General features: G+C 56.0%; 17 protein-coding genes. 3 read left to right on the top strand and 14 right to left on the bottom strand.

Annotated elements, in window-relative coordinates; translation table 11 throughout:
* Positions 1-2,098: 2,098 nt before the first annotated feature.
* The 4 genes from VSR82_RS37320 to VSR82_RS37305 form a co-directional block, all read right to left on the bottom strand.
* Complete coding sequence (locus VSR82_RS37320) at positions 2,099-2,860, bottom strand: RES family NAD+ phosphorylase (RefSeq protein ID WP_498858666.1); 762 nt, start codon at positions 2,858-2,860, stop codon at positions 2,099-2,101.
* 59 nt (positions 2,861-2,919) lie between these two features.
* Complete coding sequence (locus VSR82_RS37315; protein ID WP_498858665.1) at positions 2,920-3,597, bottom strand: hypothetical protein; 678 nt, start codon at positions 3,595-3,597, stop codon at positions 2,920-2,922.
* 407 nt (positions 3,598-4,004) lie between these two features.
* On the bottom strand, positions 4,005-4,136 hold the full coding sequence (locus VSR82_RS37310; protein ID WP_498858664.1) for a hypothetical protein: 132 nt from the start codon (positions 4,134-4,136) through the stop codon (positions 4,005-4,007).
* Between the two features lie 17 nt (positions 4,137-4,153).
* A complete protein-coding gene (locus VSR82_RS37305; RefSeq protein ID WP_498858663.1) occupies positions 4,154-4,675 on the bottom strand; it encodes a hypothetical protein in 522 nt (173 codons plus the stop codon).
* A gap of 348 nt (positions 4,676-5,023) precedes the next feature.
* Here VSR82_RS37305 and VSR82_RS37300 point away from each other — a divergent pair, with 348 nt between their 5' ends.
* Positions 5,024-5,482 carry a helix-turn-helix domain-containing protein gene (locus tag VSR82_RS37300; RefSeq protein WP_498858662.1) on the top strand — a complete coding sequence of 153 codons (459 nt, stop codon included), beginning with the start codon at positions 5,024-5,026 and terminating at the stop codon, positions 5,480-5,482.
* Positions 5,483-6,118: 636 nt separating this feature from the next.
* Here the strand turns inward: VSR82_RS37300 and VSR82_RS37295 are convergent.
* Together VSR82_RS37295 and VSR82_RS37290 are read right to left on the bottom strand one after the other, a co-directional pair.
* The gene (locus VSR82_RS37295; RefSeq protein WP_498858675.1) at positions 6,119-7,600 is read right to left on the bottom strand and encodes an MFS transporter; all 1,482 of its coding nucleotides are present in this window, start codon (positions 7,598-7,600) and stop codon (positions 6,119-6,121) included.
* A 132-nt stretch (positions 7,601-7,732) separates the two neighbouring features.
* Positions 7,733-7,906, bottom strand: coding sequence for a hypothetical protein (locus VSR82_RS37290; protein ID WP_498858661.1), 174 nt, complete (start codon positions 7,904-7,906; stop codon positions 7,733-7,735).
* A 461-nt stretch (positions 7,907-8,367) separates the two neighbouring features.
* On the opposite strand from VSR82_RS37290, the gene VSR82_RS37285 reads away from it, so the two are divergent.
* Positions 8,368-8,826, top strand: coding sequence for a hypothetical protein (locus VSR82_RS37285; RefSeq protein ID WP_498858660.1), 459 nt, complete (start codon positions 8,368-8,370; stop codon positions 8,824-8,826).
* Positions 8,827-8,906: 80 nt separating this feature from the next.
* Here the strand turns inward: VSR82_RS37285 and VSR82_RS37280 are convergent, their stop codons facing one another.
* The 4 genes from VSR82_RS37280 to VSR82_RS37265 form a co-directional block, all read right to left on the bottom strand.
* Complete coding sequence (locus VSR82_RS37280) at positions 8,907-9,443, bottom strand: hypothetical protein (RefSeq protein WP_498858659.1); 537 nt, start codon at positions 9,441-9,443, stop codon at positions 8,907-8,909.
* A gap of 349 nt (positions 9,444-9,792) precedes the next feature.
* The gene (locus VSR82_RS37275; RefSeq protein ID WP_498858658.1) at positions 9,793-10,452 is read right to left on the bottom strand and encodes a hypothetical protein; all 660 of its coding nucleotides are present in this window, start codon (positions 10,450-10,452) and stop codon (positions 9,793-9,795) included.
* Positions 10,453-11,220: 768 nt separating this feature from the next.
* On the bottom strand, positions 11,221-12,375 hold the full coding sequence (locus VSR82_RS37270) for a PIN domain-containing protein (RefSeq protein WP_498858657.1): 1,155 nt from the start codon (positions 12,373-12,375) through the stop codon (positions 11,221-11,223).
* A 759-nt stretch (positions 12,376-13,134) separates the two neighbouring features.
* Positions 13,135-14,814 carry a P-loop NTPase fold protein gene (locus tag VSR82_RS37265; protein ID WP_498858656.1) on the bottom strand — a complete coding sequence of 560 codons (1,680 nt, stop codon included), beginning with the start codon at positions 14,812-14,814 and terminating at the stop codon, positions 13,135-13,137.
* 534 nt (positions 14,815-15,348) lie between these two features.
* Here VSR82_RS37265 and VSR82_RS37260 point away from each other — a divergent pair.
* Complete coding sequence (locus tag VSR82_RS37260; protein WP_498858655.1) at positions 15,349-16,347, top strand: DUF2971 domain-containing protein; 999 nt, start codon at positions 15,349-15,351, stop codon at positions 16,345-16,347.
* 516 nt (positions 16,348-16,863) lie between these two features.
* Here VSR82_RS37260 and VSR82_RS37255 read toward each other — a convergent pair.
* From VSR82_RS37255 to VSR82_RS37240, 4 genes are all read right to left on the bottom strand, one after another.
* Positions 16,864-17,415, bottom strand: coding sequence for a L5-gp82 domain-containing phage-derived protein (locus VSR82_RS37255; protein ID WP_498858654.1), 552 nt, complete (start codon positions 17,413-17,415; stop codon positions 16,864-16,866).
* 35 nt (positions 17,416-17,450) lie between these two features.
* Positions 17,451-17,681: an HIT family protein gene (locus VSR82_RS37250; protein WP_498858653.1), complete on the bottom strand. Its 231-nt coding sequence runs from the start codon at positions 17,679-17,681 to the stop codon at positions 17,451-17,453.
* Between the two features lie 170 nt (positions 17,682-17,851).
* Positions 17,852-18,460, bottom strand: coding sequence for an NUDIX hydrolase (locus VSR82_RS37245; RefSeq protein WP_498858652.1), 609 nt, complete (start codon positions 18,458-18,460; stop codon positions 17,852-17,854).
* A gap of 306 nt (positions 18,461-18,766) precedes the next feature.
* Positions 18,767-19,009, bottom strand: coding sequence for a DUF7661 family protein (locus VSR82_RS37240; protein WP_498858651.1), 243 nt, complete (start codon positions 19,007-19,009; stop codon positions 18,767-18,769).
* Between the last annotated feature and the right edge of the window lie 552 nt (positions 19,010-19,561).

Raw genomic sequence — 19,561 nt, 5'->3', positions numbered from 1 at the left:
CTCACGACCACCTGGCCACACATCCACGGCAACCCTCAGCATTTCGTCGCTCCTCGCATTCCCGCGACGCTCGCCGTTCGCAGTCGGCGGCAATGCTTACGCCAGTATTGCGACACGAGCCCGACAGCACCTCTACCTCCGTTCCGAAGGCAAGTTGGTTCCATCCTCGCCTAGTCCGGTTCACATCTACGAGAAGACGGCGACCGTCCGCGAGTGGATGCGCGCAGCAAGCCTGCACGCATCTTTCAGACTAACACTGGGTAGCGATGGATTGCCCTCAGCACTCCATACCGCGAGAATCCTAAGATCATCCACTTCCGACAGTGCGTCGATATTTAGCAATCCAACGCGTATTATGTTCTCGCTTGGATGCGTATATTCGTCCACCGCAAGCCCCTTCGCCTCCGACAGCTCGCAGCAGCAAAGGTAGCTCGCATCAAAAGCGCACCGCACGCGTGTATGCGGCGAAACCTGTTCACAGAAAGCGTCACGAAGGCTTGCTGCACTGCGCGCTATACGCGGCCGCTCGACTTCTGCCCGGGGCCGCCGGCCACGAATCAGCCGGCCTATCAACAAGCCCAATGTCGCCGCCCCGACCAGCACCACTGCTATCAGTGTTATCTCAGGGTACATTTGTGGACCGCGGTATTAATTGAGACTTTTTGCTTGAACCCCGCGACCGAGCACTCGCTTTCGCCGGGTCAACCGAACGTTCACTACAGTCACCGCGCAGCAGCATTGCGCTATGTTTGACTAAAGTCACGCTTCGGATTCTCTGCGCCACGGATGTATTGGTCTTGGCGGCAATTCCTCTTTGCCAGCGAGTACTACCGCTATACCGCGCATGACAAGGTCCCACACGCTGCCGGCGAAGCGCGGATATTCGACGAGTCGTCCGACTCCGATAGGATCGCTACCGTTCTCGAAGACGCGGATTACGTATGACGCATACGCGGCATCGCCGGCGACGTTGACGATTTCGACGGTTCCCAAGCTCTTCCGGCCGTCGGAACTGCCAAACGGGAGCAACTCTGCAGTTATTCTCAGCATCTTATGACTCCCCTCGATTTAGCCCGTCGATTGCATGTCAACTGACCACCAGGCACCAAGTCGGTTGCGCGTCAGCGAACCACAATCTCCCGTGACTTCGCCGGGTGCTCATCATCGCTTCCTTCTGCTTGCCCCACCGACCGTCGGCTGCGACGCACTGTGGAACGCTGGCTGCCGCACCGCGCCTATGCATCTCATGCCTCATTTGTATACCACAATAAAAGTGGAAGGAAGTCAACCACAAATTAACGTCTACCATATCAGACTCTCATGATTTTCCTAGCATCTTTGCGACAAGGCACACGAGATAGCGTCAACCTAGTCATTGCATTAATACCCGTTATTTGTATACTTGAACACGTATCGCCTGATACCAGATTTCCATCCACAAAATAAATTGGGGTCGAAATCTTCGTTCCAACTCGATTAGGAGGCGCCAATGGTGACCATCAAGCGACGCCCACCAGTTGTGCGTGTCGAAGATGGGGCTGCAGCATGCCGCGTCTGATTCCGGATTCAAAATCCCATAGGTATGCCAGCGAGATGCGGGATCAGGGTGACACGACGAAAAATGCGAGGTCCGAAATGAGGGAACACCCGTCCGACATATATGAATGTTTCTGCTGCGACAAACGGTTCAGCAAGCGGATGTTCGGAATCTCAAAGGATTGGGAACGTGTAATCTTCGGCCCGGGGTACCCCGAAGTTGAGATACGGGATTCGCTGGGCATCGAGTGCTATTGCTCTGAGGTCTGTCTCGCAACGCGCCGCCGTTGCGTAATGGCGCGAGAAGGCGTCCCGATAAAAAGGCCCGGGATTGGGCCAATTGAGGCTTGCGCGAAGTGCGGCGAACCTGTCGATATGACCAGGTTTCACCTTTCATATATCGAAGAGGAATGCATTATTGATACCGACTGCGTGCAGCCCGTTGATACAACATACCTAGCTGTCATTTGCACCGCGTGCCAACCATATGCGCGGCCGGCACCTGCGGTCGATTGCAATGTTCGCTCTTGAGAACACGGAACGAACGAGAAGGTCGACGCTCTCACGCAGCGTGTTTGGGCTGACCGGGCGCTAGCTCAAGCCTAACTGCAGACTCAAGCACAAGAGCGGTTCGGCCCGTTTCCTCCCCTGGGTCGCACGCCCCTTCCGGTCCAAAGAAAAGCACACATGCCTGAGCGCCTTCGTGCTGTGCCCTGTTGTACAGAATGCCGTCAATCGGCCGACCCTCCTGGTCTCGATGAATGAAGCGCAGGTACTCGGCGATCACCTGAGTCGGCACATAATCGATGTGCTCACGACCATCCTTAACAACAGGGGCTGTGAAGTCGTTCAAGAAGCCACGCAGGAAGCGTATCCCTGGCCGCAAACCACGGAATTCTGAGTCAAAGATGCTTGGCAGGTGCGGCACATTAGTGAGGTCAACGAGACGGAGGTCGCGAAGTGCTCTGAACGTCCCCAGCGTCGCCGCTGCGGGCTCAGTAATACCTGAGGCTGTTTCCCGGATTGTCGTCTCTCGGTCGAAAGCTCCGTAGAACGCAGAGATACCAGCGGCACTCATCCGGATCGACGTCTTTGCGTACTCGGAAGGCGGCGAGCCAAGGTCACTGGTCTTATCAAACTTCTCGTCAGGCTTGTGTACTCGCAGCCGGCAAAGCCCCTGTCCGGCCGCAAGGGTTGTGTACAGCTGACATGAATGTCCGGTAGCCGTAAACTCGGCCCGTGCGAACCTCGATGGCACCGCGCAACAAGAGCAATGCTCGAAGTACTTCATACAACCCAAGGCCTCGATGCCCTTGGCGTACATCGGTCAGCCCCGGCTCGTAGTGGCGCTCAAGGCATAAATGAACGACCTTCCATTCGCGGTCAATATCCACCGTCTGGAGTAATCGGCTCTCGTGTGAACGAGCCATAAAAGCTTGGACCTGAGTCGAAGACTGACAGTTCGAATGCCTCAATCGGTTTGTCCGCACGCTCTCCCGCCTCTTTTGACTTGGGGCGCTCAATCTTCGTACGCTTCAGCAGCAAACCGCGGATACCGTTCTCCCTGATTGGGAGACCAGATAGCTCCGCCTTTCCATGTGTATCGGCGTTCTCGAACAGTTCGGAGACGATGGTTGCGAGCGCTGAACTCCAATGAACCGCAGACGATGTCGAAACGTCCGTCGCGGCCTGAAGCGTGACAAGCTCTTGGATGATGGCCTCGATGTCCTCGCGTTGAATCAGGCGACCATCGCGACCATACAGGTCCGGCGGAGTACCTCGACCTCTGCTATCGGCGCAAATCACCACCTGCGTATCGGAGAAGAGGTCGGCCTGGAGTCGCCCCTTGAACAAGGTGCGGCGAGCACCTTCCATCGCTTCCGCTGTTTGTGCTTCGTCGAGTCCGTCGATAGTGTGCGTCGCGTTCTCGAGAGCAATCAGGACCGCAAGCAGCGGGAAGATGTTCGGCGATTTCAGCGCAAGGTTCGCGATTCCGTGATGCCAATGCACGTGCGGCGCGTTATGGCGACACAGAGTCAACAGGCGCTGAATGGCAAGCACCTACGAACGCGCCATTCCAGCCGACATTTCTCTCACATAGTTATCGGGAACGGAGATTGTGACGTTCGCGTTCCTTACCGTAATGTCTCGCCCTCGACCTTCGTCGATTAGGTCGAACGGTAACCGAAAAGCCAACGATTGCGGCTCAGCCATTTTGTATCCGCTGAAGATGAAGTTGTCGCACAGCTTGAGGCTCGTGGTTAGAGTCGCAAACCGAAGGTTTGATTTGACCGCAAGCCCTCCCGACCCAGCTCAAGCTGATGGTAACCGTTTCCAAAGTTGGGAGCACCGGCAGCCCGCTTCAGGCCGCGACGTCTGCTGTCATGGCACCGCCCTCGTCGCCCTCCAAAGCGGCTTCGTACGCGCTTTGCTCTCTGAACCATTTGTCTCTGAGCTCAGGATCCGCCTCAATCTGACGTGCAATCGCCCTTGAGTTGCTTGCCCGCCTCCGTATGCGAATACGTCTCGGAAAGGTCATCAAGCAGGCTGTGACTGGGAACCATGTACGAATCGCCGTAACCTTCGACGACGTTTTTCATCGCGGCAATCGTTGCCGTCAAGCGGTCGGCGTCATGGACTGCTCGCAGAGCGTCGCCACCAATCTCCTCCGCCCGGGCGTTGGCATCCTCAATACTTTCGCTGCTTGCAAACTGGCGCGCGAAATCACCTGCTCTGCCTCGCTGCGTTTTAACTTGGCTTCGGCCGTCGCATCTGCCACCAGACGTGTCGCCTCTTGCTCGGCGGCTGCCACCGAAACAGCGGACTTGCTTTCAGCAAAGCTCATAAGCTGGGAAGCTTCGGCGCGAATGCGGTCGGCTTCGAGCGCCGTGTCGCGGATGTCGACAAATTTCGCTAGCGAATCCCTGTCTGCGGTGGTTGACCGCAGTTGTTCCTGCAAGGTGGCAATCGCTTGCGTGTTGGTGGAGTCGCTTTCCTCCTTCGCGGTTCGCAAGGTGTCGAGCCGCGCGGCAAGGTCGGCAGCCTCCATCTTGCTTGCTGACAAAGCCTTGGAGGCAACGGAGTATCGCCACAGCAGCACGGCGACGACGATGACGAGGATTATTAGAGTTAAAGCCACGGTCTCTCTCAAGGGTCTGTGCGCAGTCGGCTCTGACGGGAGCCGTGGACATATAGTTAGTTTTTTTTGGCAGGCGAAACTTTGCCAGCTCTCGTCTCGAAAGCGTTGAGCATGGGCCACGTCTTCATTCAATCGAGTGGCCTGTAGCCGTCTCGCGAATGAGACGACAGCGCACCTTGACAGACTAAAGGCCCGCCAGCAGTACTCTTGAGGGCCACGTCGATATTTATTTAACTTGCAATTACTTGAAGCCGGCCCGGACAATATCCGCAGCTAAAGGTTTGAAGGCCATAAAGTTTAGCCGCGACCTAAAATTTTAAGTAACGCCCGGCGAGTCATTAACTAACAATGAAGGCTATGCAGCCAACGCCCTCCCGCAACCTGTTTGCAGAAAATATCAGTTTCCATCGGAAGCGTCTCGGCGTGACGCAGGTGGAACTGAGCATTGCCGCAGGCCTCGGAAAGAACACCGTGCCCAATCTCGAAGTCAAGGCGTCGAACGTTCGCCTCGACACGGTCAATCGACTTGCAATTTCCTTGAATGTCGACCCGTGCCTTTTGTTGTCGCGGCGCCAAGCCCAGCCATCGGCGGGCTATACGGAACGGGACCTGGACGAATCACTCGCCGCAAATTTGAGCAAATTTCGCGGACAACTCGGTTTGAAACAGGTCGAGGTCGCAGAAGCAGCCGGCCTGCCTCGGAAATACGTCTATCGGATTGAAAGCAGGAACGTTTCGGTGACGTTGGATACCTTGGATGCGCTGGCGCAAGCGGTCCAAGTGGAAGCGTGGCAGCTTTTGACGTAGGTCTCGGGCGCGGTGAATGCTTTTTTAGCGTAATCGACGCTTTCCGCGGGTAACCGACAGAGTGCCGCTTCAATATCGATTTCGGGACTGTCAACGAGCGCTATCCTCTCTTTTGCTGAAAGCCGGACGATCCCCTTAGAATGCCTCTAGGTCAAACGATATATGTCGGCGGCTTCAGTGCTTAGCCCCGGTTGTCGGTGGCGTACCTAAGGCACGCCACGAGTGAAAACCGAACTAAACCTCACTTTATCGTGTCTGCCGCGACGCCGCATTTCTCACGTGCAGGCTCCACTCTCCCCGCGTTTCAAACCACCGAAGGCCTCGTCTAGCTTGGGCGGACCAGACGGAACAAATAGGAGAAGCGCTCGTTCAACGGATCAATTCGCGACGCCGTCGCTTCGTGTCGGACTTAGTCCGGCGTTCACACCTCGCACATTTTGACTGTTCGATCGTTCAGGACCTAGGGGAGATTGCGGACGCAAGATTTGCGGGAGCCAACTCGCTATACATCGTCTACGCGCGATCCGAACTGCTGGTGGTTTATCGCTTTCTCAGCTTGTTCGACGAGGGCTCACCGAAGAACAAAGCCATGATCTGTATCTCAACAGCGGCGCCCCCACTGCAAAGCCGATCTCTTTATGTAGAAATTTTCTCGAGTTCGAGCCCTTTCGTCTTCGGTCCCATCAACCCAATCGCCAGCATCACGATCAGCATCGCGCCCGCGATGAACACGAACACGCCGCTCGTCCCGAAGTAGCGCAACACGAACGCGATCAGAAAGGCCGTAAAAATCGCGGAAAAACGGCTCCACGAGTAGACGAAGCCGACTGCGCGCGCCCGAATGCTGGTGGGAAACAGTTCCGTCTGATACGCATGATAACTGTACGAAATGATGTTCCCAGCAAGCGTCAGACATACACCAAGGCTCACGAGCAGCACCGCGCCCGAGACCTGGCTGAACCACAGCCCGCACACGATATTGACGCCGGCCATCACGACGATGACCGTCTTGCGCTCGAAGCGGTCGCCGATAAACAGCCCGATGATCGGTCCGATCGGCGCGGCCAGCGCGATCACGCTTGAATACATCAGGCTCGTCGTGATCGTGATGCCCTGCTTGATCAGAAGCGTCGGCACCCAGTTTGCGAAGCCATAAAAGCCGACCGTCTGGAAGATGTTGAAGATCGTCATCATCAGCGTGCGCTTGCGGTACGGTGGCACCCACATGTCGCGGAAGCTGCCGCGTGGCGCAACCGGCACCGGCGGCGCCGGCGGCGGCAACTCCCGGCCGTATTCGCTGCGCACCTTCGCCTCGAGCGCGTTCATCACGCGGTCGGCTTCGGCAAGACGCCCTTGTTGCGCGAGCCAGCGCGGGCTCTCCGGCAGTTCACGGCGAATCCACCACACGAACAGTGCGCCATGCGCGCCGATCAGCACGACCCAACGCCAGCCGTCGAGACCGAACAGCGTGTGCGGAACGAGCAGAAACGACAGAAACGCGACCACTGGCACGGCCGTGAAACCAACCGCCTGCTCGCACGCGAACGCGCGGCCGCGAATGTGTTTTGGAACAAGTTCAGAAATATAAGCGCCAATAGTTACGAGCTCGACGCCTATCCCGATCCCAGCAACAAACCGCCAGAAATTGAGGCCCGCTGCCGTATGTTGGAATGCCATGATTACGTTTGCAACAACGTACCAAAGCAGGGAATAGGTGAAAACCGAACGTCTCCCGAATCGATCGGCTAAAAAACCACATGCGATGGTACCGATGAATAGTCCCGCAAACAGGACGGCAATAAAACTCGCGATGCCGCTTGTACCAAATATCCCGTGAGTCGTCGGGGTCAAAAGCCCGCTCTTCACGATGCCGGGTGCCACATATCCCGTGTAAAGCAAATCGTAAAGTTCAAAGAAAAACCCAAGGCTCAGCAGAACAACCAGCTTCCAAATCGTCCGTGTCGACGGCAAGCGGTCAAGGCGTGCAGAGATATTCCCGGCATCCAAGCTACCTTGATAGTCAAGGCTATTCGTCGTCAGCCCAGGAAGGGTCAACTGTTCCGCGTTTTGTACTGCACGGGACGCTGAAGTGCCTGTGGCTGTGTCAGAGAGAGGCATAAGGGTGTCTCCGGGGAAGTGGCGAGAACGCAGCGATGAACCATTTCGCACGTTAGTTGGTTCGATAAGATTGCCACTAGGCAGTTACCTAATATCGCACTGCAACAACGGCGCATTTCTTACGATGCGGAATCAAATTTGCGATAAATTGGCGAACAGCAGGGGGTTAGAATTTTCGTTTTTCTTCCCCGAAGCGCCGCCGGCAAAGGGAGAAAGAAAATCTTTAACCCCCTTAATTGCAGTGTCACATGCGATGAAGCGCCAGACATTGAGGCCCGTCGCGGTCTCCTGGAACGCCATCACCACGTTGGTAGCGATTATTCTATATATATGTGCCAGATCACAGCAAACCCTTGCCAGGATTGGGTCAGCGGATTTTCATGGTGTCGACAGGTTTCTGGTAGCACATGGCGCGGCCCTCCTGGATCGATCGCGGCCATACCGCGATGGACGACTTCGAGCGCCTCTGCGCCTACACCGACTGTTCTGAGGAACTGCTAGCCCGCAGGTCGTTCGCTTGGGTCAAACTCGCCTACATCGACGCGAAGACTACCGCGCGGTACTGCGTCTGGACCCTCCTGCCGTTCGCAGATGTACGGCAACGGACAATCAAACGTCGGCTCCGCGCTTCAACGGGTCGGTTACCCCGTAGCATGTTGGGGTCGAGGCACAAACCAATAGGCTGGAGATCGGCGATGCGCAAAACTTCTCAGTTCGAAATCCTTCATTCACAATACACCCCAGCACCACCATGACAGGTCATTTCTATGCTGAATCGCTTGAAGCAGGCGCTCGAGGCAAGAAAGCTCGGTCGCCAGCAGGTCAAACTCATTCAGGAAGGCAAAAAGTGGGGTAAGACAGCGGGCGAAGTGATCGGACGGAACCCCTTTATAGTGCAATTGGATCGCGCACCCTTCCGGCCCGACCAGGCGGCGGCTCTGTGTGGCTACGTGTATGGGTTCTCAGACGTTTGTTGTCAGCACGTCGGGTTGGAACGCGGAGGGCCCGCGTCGGGGAACGCTGCCGTCACGGCATTGAACATTGTCGTGAGCGATCACAAAAAGGCGGCACAGATGATCGAGCTTTTCTTAGTTAAAGACGAACAACGTGCTGAATTCGATCGAGGAATGCGCCTTGGCGCAGCCGGAGCGAATGGATTTCTAAGCAACGAACGATGGTCCGATGGGATAACCGGGATCGCGCAGACGCTAATAAAGCAAATGTGAACTGCGATGAGCGGAGCGGCCGGCGCAAATATGGGCAGCAATCGAATATTGACGAACCGTCTTTTCCGCCATTTGTTAGCCTAATAGAAGCCCTCGTAATCTTGGGCCAGCCCAGATAAGTCGACCAACTGTTGCAAGATGGCCAAACTGCTGCGCAGTAGTGACTCGGTTCGCTGTTGGTCATCCCAATCGCGCGCGCCATGCTTGCCACCATGGAAGAGGTTGTTGCGGACGACACGCAGGAGCTGACTGACCTTATCGAGGTCCGCTGATTTTGGAGCGAACGTCACCGGCTTCCACTCAAGTTCCTGCCCGCGGCCGACGACTTGGCGCATGGGTGGATCGTCCAGAAGCCGTCGTGCTTCCTCTGACACTTCGTAGTTATCACGCCATTTCTCGGAGAATGCCCCCCAGCCTGGCTCCGCTTTAGCGCCTACCGTTGTGCATTGCAGGTAGTGGTTCTCTTTTAGGGCAAACTCGAAGCGTGAGAAGCGAAAGAAGAATTCGAACGCTAGCCGGGAGAGTTCGGAAGAAATCTCTTCTCTTTTCACCTTCTTTCCTTGGTCAGTGGCTGCGCGGCCTTCGCACCAGCCCATGTAGTAGAAGTGGTTGGACAATCCGTCCCACTTGCCAGAGCCCGGGTTACCGGTCCAATAAAAAGAAACATTTTCGCGGCCATCGACGCGCAGCTATGCTGCATTATGTGCCCAAATTCTGGATCAGGTTAGATGTGCCGTTGCACGCGCGGTGTTCGGACTGTCGGCGCGAGTGGAACATTTACATTGCCATCTCCGCTGCAGGTGAGCGACTGCTGAACGCTACCTGTCGTTGAGTCGGAGTCCATTCCGCTGACCGCTTGGGGTCGCTTGCTGCCGAACGCAGCCAGGCGAGATTCGGGATGCGTGTGCCGATCGCACGAGACGGGACCCGGGTACGATCACCGGCTGCATAGGATTGTTATCCGATTCACTGCTGCAGTTCGCGCGCATCGGGGATGAGCACTTCGACGCACACATCACCGACTATGACCCCGTCCTTAAGGGTGTATGGAACCTTCGACGTGTAGTCTTCGTACTTGGCAATGCCCGCTCGGCACTCGGGCTCGCTGTTGAAGCGGCGCATCGATATGATGCCCCCGTCGCTCCACGTTTCCTCGGCGCTGCCAACTTGCATACGTACTTGCGTAACGATCCAGAATTTATAGCTGTGATCGTCTGGGTCCTTTGGGCACACCGTGTAGTGGCCCTTGGCGTCTGGGTGTGGTGCCCCCAGATTAGGCTTGCCTCTGCACGCATACTCTTTGGGCAATGGCTGCCCAGTCAAATGCGAGCGCTGCTCGTACAGGTACGAGACAAAGCCGATTGCATCATTGCTCGCTTGCATGGCGTCCATGCATTGTGCGAATTGACTATTGGCGTTGTTGCGCAGCCCTACGTCGCGTTGTCCCATAGCATAGCCCGCATTGCCGCAAACAGTGTCGGCGGCCTTGCTTGCCGCTGTCTCCGCCTGCTTTGCGTCAGCGATGCGCGCGTCGAGTACCTGCAAGCTGCTCGCATCAGTCCCGGCGATCGCGTGAGCCACCAGAAGTAGGGTTGCCATAGCGGCTGCAGTACGAATCAGTTTCATGATCCCCCCGTTGCGTCGTCCCGGATTAGGATACGCCAGTGATTCACCTAAGAAGCGGCGCGCTCTTGATCTCGTTCTTCGTCCCGAAAGCGGTCGGATTCTACGAGCGCTCAAGGTCCGGGAAGCGCTGAGCGCCGGCGCCAGTGGAATAAGCCGCTCATGCAGTGCGATGGAATCTAGAATTCACGCGGCTGATACTCATGACCGGGGTAGCCGCGTCAATGGCTAGCCTGAGCATCATACCGATAGCGATGCGCCCAGCGCGTAAGCGAACGGCGCGCGAGTGGCCGATGTACCTTGGGAACTGCCGTCTAGGTGGCGCCAAGTCGAACGGCTCAAGTGGGTCGTCTACGACAAACAAACTAACGCATGATGCGAATGGCTCCCGGTGTCGCGGCGATCTGACAGGCGTGGCCGATCAGCCAACGCTCGAGTTGCCGCCGCTGATCGATTGCGGGTCTGGTAGCGATTATTCTATATATATGTGCCAGCTCACAGCAAACCCTTGCCAGGCTTGGGTCAGCGCATTCATGGTGTACCCCAGCGCTGCGATGTTCGCCGGGAATTGTTGATGCTGCGTCATGCATGTCGATCCCGGAGGGCCGCGTCATGTGCTACCAGGAACCTGTCGAACTGCTAGAAAACCTACTCGAAGCAGTGCCGCTCGAACCGAACGATCACCGCCATACCGCGATGGACGACTTCGAGCACCTCTGTGCCTACACCGGCTGTTCTGAGGAACTGCTAGCCCGCAGGACGCGAAGGCATTCAGAGAATGATTGCCGACTGGACGTTGAGATCGATCCGAATCGGCGGCGGATCACTTGACAGGTAGTGTGAATGAATAGCCAATGCGTCGGCCGTCCAATCTGGATCAAAAAACAGATCAACGTAACCAATTAACTTGACCTCCCTTCGTTCTCTCAGGTCTGATATGCCGTCGCCATTCATTGAGACTTCCTCAACTCGTTCAAGACGGGAAATCGGCAAATTACTAAAATCAGAATAATGACCACAATAATGTATTTTAGCAAATGTGAAAAACTCAATATTTATCGAGAAATGCCCTTGATTAATATAGGCAACGTCCCCGCAACTGAGGTTATGGAGCTTGTTTGCCTCTGCATAGTTAACAGAGATACCGAATCCCTCAACCTCGAGATTGCCCCCTCCCTCGATGCCGTCTTCCTCAACGTACACGTCGCTCAGCAACTCGTCCGCGGAAGACAGAAACTCCGATAGACGCCCTACGAACGACGTTGAAGCGAAGAAAGCCTTTGTCGCTTCAACGTTCTTTGTTCGTGCATCGAGGCCTTGCACTAACGCGGCGACGTCTGCGATCATAAAGAAATCGCTCAAGCTGTCGCTAACGACAATATTGTTAATCGTCTGCAGGTGCTTTCGGAGGGTGCCATCCTTCACGGCCACAAACGTCTTTTCGTGTTTTTCGCTTAGAGCACATATGCAACTGGATATGATCGCGTCCGGAATGTCGTCACGAGCCTTCGGACGTCGGTAGGCTCCTCGACCATAAAAATAGTCATCAAGCACGGAGTCGATAGAGGTAGGTTCGAATTTCAAAATCGTGGCTCTGGAAGCGCTAGCCCATTCTTCAAAATCTGTAGCGATCGAATTGGCCAACCTCGCACCGACGGAGTCTAAGTCGACATGTATCTTGATGATCGTGTCATTTATCTCGCCATGTCGATCGACCTTCTTCGCTACTTCGCCAAGAGCTGATTTTGCCTCTTGGAGTCTGTCGACGCTATCCTGAATTCTTTTGGTTATAAATTCTCTCTTTACCATTTCTGGCACATATACCTTCAGCTCCCCTGATTCCGCGAGGCGTGCCAAGAGTTGCATGTTCCTCGATGACAGTCCTTCTTGGTGAAGGATGTTTGTGTCCAAAACAATTCGAATCATGAAAGAAGGTGAGAGCCGGTCAGTATCGGTATTTTAAAGGACCGCAACGTAAATGTAACGGCGAATCCCTCTTGCGGTCGCTGGTTGAACCGTTCCGGCTGTATGTGGGCGGCAATCCAATCCCACAGGGGGGGCCAACTGGTCAGTGCGGCGCGCCCGAGCGGCTGCTGCAGTTTGGAAACGGTCATCGCGGTATCGTGAGTTCGACCGGCTGCCTAGGGTCGTCTACGGACAAACAAACCAACGCATGATGCGAATGGCTCCCGGTGTCACGGCGATCTGACATGCGTGACCGATCAGCCAACGCTCGAGTTACCGTGTTCGCCGGGAATTGTTGATGCTGCGTCATGCATGTCGATCCCGGAGGGCCGCGCCATGTGCTACCAGAAACCTGTCGAACTGCTAGAAAATTTCTCGAAGCAGTGCCGCTCGAACCGAACGATCACGGCCATACCGCGATGGACGACTTCGAGCACCTCTGCGCCTACACCGGCTGTTCTGAGGAACTGCTAGCCCGCAGGTCGTTCGCTTAAGCCAAACTCGCCTACATCGACGCGAAGACTACCGCGCGGTACTGGAATGCGTCTCGACCCGGCCACTTTCTGCCCCTCGCCTGAGCCGTGCAATGGTCACTCGAACGGCTGGTCCATTCCGGAACTGGCCCCGATGCGCGACGCCCCAAAGGAGCCGTTTCAAGCCGGCTGTTGTCCGTACTTGCGACCGGTTCGATTAAACGAGACCTGCTCGCTTGATGAATGCTTATTCCGTCATCTGCACGCCGAATCTCTCCACTCGCATCCGATCCACGGCAGAACGCCGTCCCAGTACTTTCAAAGCTTCGACCATCTTCTGTCGAATGGGTTCGAGTTCTTCCGGGGCCACAGGCATTCCCAAGACGCCCGTTATCAGGCGCCGTAGATTCGCTCCCTGATGGCTCATGACAAGCGCAATTATCTGATCGATGGTCGCTGTAATGAACGCAGCAGGGATGCCGTCGTCCCACTCAGTATTTTTAATAATCATGTCTGCGGCCCATTCCAGACTCATGGAGGGGCGCGCTGCAGTGAACTCTTCGGTGAATCGCGCGCGAGTCCGGGGGTCATCAATATCGCCCATCATCTCCGCATGATTAAGATCGAAGATTGCCGGTGTCGCGCGTCGTGCCTCAATATACATCTCCAGTATTTCATCGGCGCGGTCAGTGAAGCCGAGTTGCCGCAGGAGCTTGACTGTAGCATTCAGGTTCAACGGCGAGATGACAAGCGCACTTTGCCTGATAGCATCAGCGAGCGCGGCTGCCAGCGTCGCGGCGTCCACATCGAAACGCTGATGGAAAAGATTCCACGCGTCCGAAAAAATTTTTTCCAGCTGCTCGCGGTTAGCCACGGCGTCAAGAGATCGCGCCTGCGCGTCGATGTCCGTGCCTGCGACGTAGCCTCGCTTCATCGCTTCGAGTACCGCCATGTCGAAGTCGTCGGTCGCCGAATATTGGCACGCCTCAAGCAGACCGATCCATTCCTGCGCTTCTACATTCTCGCTGCCGGCACGATCGCGACCCATCCGATGGGTCAAGCGGTTGTACCGGACGAGTTCATCCGGCGGCGGAAAGCCCCTGCCACGCTCATACAGTGAGCAAGCAAACACCGCAATTGCCGTCGCCGTCTGTTGGCGCACGCGTTGGGATCGGGCGCCGATCAACTGATCGAGCATGCGAGCAGCGGCTTCCACTTTCTTGATGACCCGGATGTTGCTGACTTCAAGCGCCGTGAGCGGGGCAATCAGTAAGTCTCGCATCGGCGCATCGCTCGCGAGGCCGATGTCGATCGCCTCCGGCACGTCAAGCGCAAACTCCAGTTTTTGATCAACGACCTTCTCGGCCAGCCTCTCATATGCCACCCGAGCGTCGCCGATTAGCTTGTCTTCGTTGAAAATCAGGATGACCTTGCAACGCCCCTGTTCCTTCAGGTCGGAAGCGAGGCCCATCACTTGCTCGATCGTCAGGTTGCCACCTGACCTTTCCAGATCGTCCAGCACCACAACGGTATCGCCGATCATCGACCCGGCGATGGCTTCCAGTGCGACCACAAGATGCTTGCCACCCCACGGGATCATTTCCCTTAAGGCATTGACTGCTGCTCGGAGATTACGTCTCTCCGCCTGCTCTTCGACCCGGCCCCGCATGCCTCGGATCGCATCGCCCTCGAACGGCAACTTTCTGGTTTTCGCCAGCAGCGTCGTGCGGATTTCGGAGACTGACTGGACCCCAAAGGTCGACGCATACGCGTACTTCCGCAGACCGTTAGTGCTGCGGAAGCTGTCGATGATCTGCTTGAGCAGGAAGGTCTTGCCGACGCCCCACGGTCCTGTGACAGCCAGCACGCCCGGTGTCGTGTCACCGATGAAGTTGGTAACAACCTGCTCGATGGTGGCTTTGCTCATGTTGCCTGATCTCCAGGATACTGATCGATGATTCCGTGCGTTCTTACCGTAGCACGCTTCCTGCAGAAGGACGGTGACCCGCATTCGACTAGGACGCTTTGTCCCGCCGGCACGGACACCCCGGCAGGGCAGGCTCCCGGTCACCCTTGGCAGGCATCGTCGCGGGCGTAATCTTACTGCACGGAGTTGGGCTTGACATCGGGCCATCTCGGCCGCCATGCCCGGCGTGCTACCGTGGCAGCCGTCTTTTTGCCCGGTGGCAGATCGCGGCCAATTCCCGCCGTTAGCCCGAGCTATTGCAACGGCATTTGAATGGCCGCCTGTCACCTGGCAGCAGCCCTTCCGGCGTTAGTCGTGTCGCTCGCGCTATCAGCCCTCTTCGTCGAAAGCATTCGGTCGACGGAGGCTGTTCAATCGCCTCCCGCTAATCTTGTTCGCCGCATACGGCCAGCGGAGAGGCTACGCAGAGCGCTAGGCGTAGAACAAATGGGCTTGCTATTGCTATAGTTTCACCGGACAAAAATGGGGATGTTAATGGGCAAGAAATCAAGAGAAAAGCGGTTCAGGAGAGAAGAGTCAACGGAAATGCATCCCACGCGCCGGGCGCCGGATAGAAAAAAATCAGAACCGGGACTCGAAGATATCCCAGAGTTTACAGCAGACGGTGTGTCGTATACCGTGACTCGCGTTCCCAAGTTGCACAAGTATTTCAGCGTTGATCGACTGACCAGTGTTCTCAGGCAACCATCCCTGCGATTCACACAGCCGGAGCATCTCAATGATCCATACGAATGCCATCTGACATTGGATCGGCACCTCCTTGCTGCGGACTATCGATCATTCCGTAAGCGGGGTTCGCCAATGATCAGCGAAATAGAGCTTGACCGAGCCTGTGAAATCGCAGAATCGGCAATCGTAATTGATGCCCTTCTCGAATACCGACGTTGGAGAAACAACGTTGGGATTCTATCCCTCACAGAAGACCCACTTCAGTTGCTTATGTGGGCTCACTACGCGCAGGACCATGCCGGTGTTTGTGTCGAGCTAGATGTCTCACTTTTGGTGCCCAAAACAAGCACCGTTCAACCGGGCCAGTGTTCTATCTTACGTCCGGTACGGTACCAGCAGGAAAAAATCGCAGGTCTCCCTCGCCACGAGACAATGATCGAAGTGTTAACCACAAAGTCAGAGCACTGGTCCTATGAACGCGAATGGCGATTGGTTCGCTCGCTCGACTTGACGCGGAAAATCGACGATAGGATCTACGTCGTTGACTTCCCGCTTGACGCAATAAAGACGGTTTATCTCGGCGCGAAGTTTCCTGCCCCCAGCCTAGAGGCAGTCGTCGACTTGGCGCGACAGCAGGGGGGCGACCACATTAAGTTCGTCAAAGTGGACATCGCGCCTCATCGATTTTCCCTCCGGACCACGGATGCGTACGACTATGGATGGAAGCTCTTGCACCGGGAGCATCACTTCGGTGAGGCGGCACATGAAGCGCTGGTTTGTCTTCCGATGGACGGCGACGCTTAGCAGCGTGTTTTCGACTACGAAGCGTTATTCGTCATTGTCTTTTGTTGGGCACTCGGGCGACAGCTTCACGCGGCGAATAGTCGTTCGAGGGACAACTCAGCGCATCGCATCTGTTTTACGCCCGTTGAATGTCTGCCCCGCACGTGCCGTCACGCGCCCAGTCCGCGCACTTGGGGAGGAGTCGAACAAGTTTTGAGATGAACGGCAGGTGCCGTGGCATAAACGAATGGCCATGGACCGCTGGAAAGCGGGCATTGAGGAGTCGTCGGGTCGAAGGACCGCACAGGGTCGACTTGAGCCGACCGCGTGGGGCAGCGGTCGGCCAGCATGAGTCGGTTGCCGGGAGTGTCGACCGGTCATTCAAGCGTCGGCCGTGCGTTCAAAGCGGCCATCCAGTCGGTCTCTCAAATTGCGACCGGTCCGAAGCCACGGTGCGATTAGTGTACGGCGGTGGCAAGCATCGAGCCCTGCACTGGTAATCAGGCAGCGTCGAGGATCCACTTGCTCGCAAACACCTCAAGACTGACGTATGGGCTCGGCGGACGGAATGACCGGGTACTTGTCGTTGTCGTAATAGCTTGCCGGTCTCACGGACGGAGAAGAAGCGAGGGTTCTCAGGCGCTTCACTGTGGCGTCGAAGAAAAAGTAAGCAACATCCGAGGCATAAATCGGATTGTTGTCTCCTGCGGTATAAAAAGCGGCGTGCCCAATATCGTCAAACAGATTGCGATGCGTGGGGTTATACGTAACTTCGTAAGTGCACTGATTTTTGATGGCATCATCGACCGCATCAACTGCGACCAATTCCCCGATCACCCAGGCGTGGGGTGACTTGTCTTTGCCCCGTTCCCGGATTTGTTGTGCCGTGTATTGATGGACATAAAACTGACAATTTTTTAGAGACAGAATCTGCGTCGCTTGGGCGTCTGCTTTTCCGGTAGTGCCGTTCAAGCGCTCTTTCTTCCCAAACGGTGAGCCGCAGAATTTTTCGACAATCCACCGAAAGCGCCCCTTCTCTCCCAAAGAGTGCAGATCAAGGTAAACCTCCACTGTTTCACCAAGTTTCATATTTTTTCTAGCTCCTGTCCCAATAGACAGCTTTTTCAAGAAATATCTTTCTCACTCCACCCCGAGGGGTCTTCCTGGTCACCCAGATAGCGCGGAATCAGGTGGATGTGCAAGTGCGGCACGGTTTGCCCGGCGGCAGCGCCTACATTGACGCCGATGTTAAAGCCATCAGGGGCCTTGCTTTCCTGAACTGCCTGGCGGACCTGATCCAGCAACGCCAATAGTGCTATGCGTTCTTCAGCCGTAGCTTCAAAAAACGATGCCACGTGCCGTTTAGGGATAAGCAGACTATGGCCCGGCGAAACGGGAAACCCATCTTAAAACCATATGGCCTTATCGTTCTCACCAAGAATTCGGTCTGGTGGAAGGCAGCAAAAGGGGCAGGACGGATTCACGATTCAGCTTTCATAGGCGGTTTTATTTCCACGGCACAGTGCTAGATGACGCCATCCTTGAGCATTTGCTCGCGCACGCGCTCGACGCATAAACGTGCAGCTTCCTCCGGTGTATTGACCACCCACCCTGACAACTCCCATCCGCCTTTGTAATCGTAGTCCGCCGTATACAGCCGTCGACCGTTCCTGTCGCGCACAACAACCAGAAGAGTGCTGTTTTGCCATGTGAACACGCCGCCGGTGCTCACGGTATGCGCTGTACCGATGGCCGAGGCAGAACCGTAGTATGTGTTTCCGGTGTACCAGCCTGAGCCGTACGATTGGCTTGCCGAGGACGTGGCTGAAGATCCAATAAAGGCGCTATCGCCCTGGCTCGAGAACGTTACTTCGATCACACCCCTACCGGGCTCACGCTCAGCAATATCAAGGGATTTGCTGAACTGTTGAACTGCAAACTCATAGACAACAGACGACAGAGTCGCCGACGGCGTGCGAACCTGGATCACGTAAGGCCCAAATTCATGAAGCCGTGCACCGTCACCGTTTGCCACGGTCGATTGCATCGACGAGCAAGCAGTGAGCGGCGCCAGCACAAGAAACGCCAGCGCGAATGTGGCCCGTCTTTTCATCATGTTGTTCTCGTTCTTCATCCTTGGTCGCTTCCTCGCCCTAAATCGCCGGTGCTATGGGAGCGTCGGCAATTGTGTGTCCCTTGGGTTATCGGCATAGATTTCGGATTCTTTAAGCCTCCCCACGGCTACCGCAGACCGATGCCGGTCGAGGTCACCGATGGCGAGCCTTTGCAATAGCCATATTTCGGAACATCGGTTCGCGAGCATTGACGTAATCGCCATCCTGCTTCATGAGAGTGAAGACTAATGAGTCACCCGAACGTCTATTGATTTCCAAACCGGTCGCCCGTTCGCCGTGGCTCGGACGACCGTAGTGGGTCGGCCTCAGCCGACCGTGTCGGACGGCGGCCTTAATTTCACGACGCACGGACGCTCGGGGGACGCGTTTTCGTGAAACAGGTCATCGAGGTATTGCAACAACTCGTCAGGCATAACGAATGGTGGAATTTCAAAGTCGGCGCGACGACGCTTGCCCTCTTGCCCGATATGATGAGCCACCCATGCGCCGTTCGCGAAGGCGACGCCGATGATCCGGCCAAAAACATCAAAACGATACTCTCCGTCCATGTTTTGGGGCCCCTCAAATCGAGTATGCAATTGGCATCCGTCAAGGCGAAGTGTCATGCAGCGCCCCAAACGGGGAAGCAATCTGACCAAGTCTCTCTGAACTGGCTTGATTCTACCTGTGTACGACCTATTCCTTCGCACGTTTGCTCGCGAGCGACATTGCCAGCAGGTGAAATCAACGACCGCTTGCGGCGAATATGGTTGACCGTTGTGGGTCGGTTTGGTGCATTCCCCGGCGCGACGGCGGCGGCCGGGAGCCAGCGTTGGCCGGCTGGCAGCACCCGGCCACTTTCTGCCGCCGAAGGCGTGCAGTCATCACTCGAACGGCCGGCGTACTCTGAAACTCGCCCGATGCGCGACGCGCGCTCGTCGGTCACGGCTGACATATGTGCATTGACGCTGGCATGCCTGCTTACGGCTTGACCGTCCTATCAGGACCAGCCTGCGCCATGACGATGCGTGATGTATTCACCGCAAACTGCCAATATTTTTTTGACGTCGGCTTTGCGATAGTCAAGACGGTTCAGGGCCAAGATCATTTGAATTAAACTC

The sequence above is a fragment of the Burkholderia sp. JPY481 genome, from assembly GCF_038900515.1.
Lineage (GTDB): Bacteria > Pseudomonadota > Gammaproteobacteria > Burkholderiales > Burkholderiaceae > Paraburkholderia > Paraburkholderia youngii.
Note: the sequence above shows the minus strand (reverse complement) of the source record. Positions and strands in the feature narration are given on the sequence as shown.

Bases quoted from the DNA above. Each gene is read 5' to 3' on its own strand.
- VSR82_RS37265 (WP_498858656.1), bottom strand. From the start codon at position 14,814: ATGAGCAAAGCCACCATCGAGCAGGTTGTTACCAACTTCATCGGTGAC.
- VSR82_RS37310 (WP_498858664.1), bottom strand. From the start codon at position 4,136: ATGAAAAACGTCGTCGAAGGTTACGGCGATTCGTACATGGTTCCCAGT.
- VSR82_RS37300 (WP_498858662.1), top strand. From the start codon at position 5,024: ATGAAGGCTATGCAGCCAACGCCCTCCCGCAACCTGTTTGCAGAAAAT.
- VSR82_RS37275 (WP_498858658.1), bottom strand. From the start codon at position 10,452: ATGAAACTGATTCGTACTGCAGCCGCTATGGCAACCCTACTTCTGGTG.
- VSR82_RS37255 (WP_498858654.1), bottom strand. From the start codon at position 17,415: ATGAAACTTGGTGAAACAGTGGAGGTTTACCTTGATCTGCACTCTTTG.
- VSR82_RS37285 (WP_498858660.1), top strand. From the start codon at position 8,368: ATGCTGAATCGCTTGAAGCAGGCGCTCGAGGCAAGAAAGCTCGGTCGC.
- VSR82_RS37240 (WP_498858651.1), bottom strand. From the start codon at position 19,009: ATGGACGGAGAGTATCGTTTTGATGTTTTTGGCCGGATCATCGGCGTC.
- VSR82_RS37320 (WP_498858666.1), bottom strand. From the start codon at position 2,860: ATGTACGCCAAGGGCATCGAGGCCTTGGGTTGTATGAAGTACTTCGAG.
- VSR82_RS37260 (WP_498858655.1), top strand. From the start codon at position 15,349: ATGGGCAAGAAATCAAGAGAAAAGCGGTTCAGGAGAGAAGAGTCAACG.
- VSR82_RS37270 (WP_498858657.1), bottom strand. From the start codon at position 12,375: ATGATTCGAATTGTTTTGGACACAAACATCCTTCACCAAGAAGGACTG.
- VSR82_RS37245 (WP_498858652.1), bottom strand. From the start codon at position 18,460: ATGAAGAACGAGAACAACATGATGAAAAGACGGGCCACATTCGCGCTG.
- VSR82_RS37295 (WP_498858675.1), bottom strand. From the start codon at position 7,600: ATGCCTCTCTCTGACACAGCCACAGGCACTTCAGCGTCCCGTGCAGTA.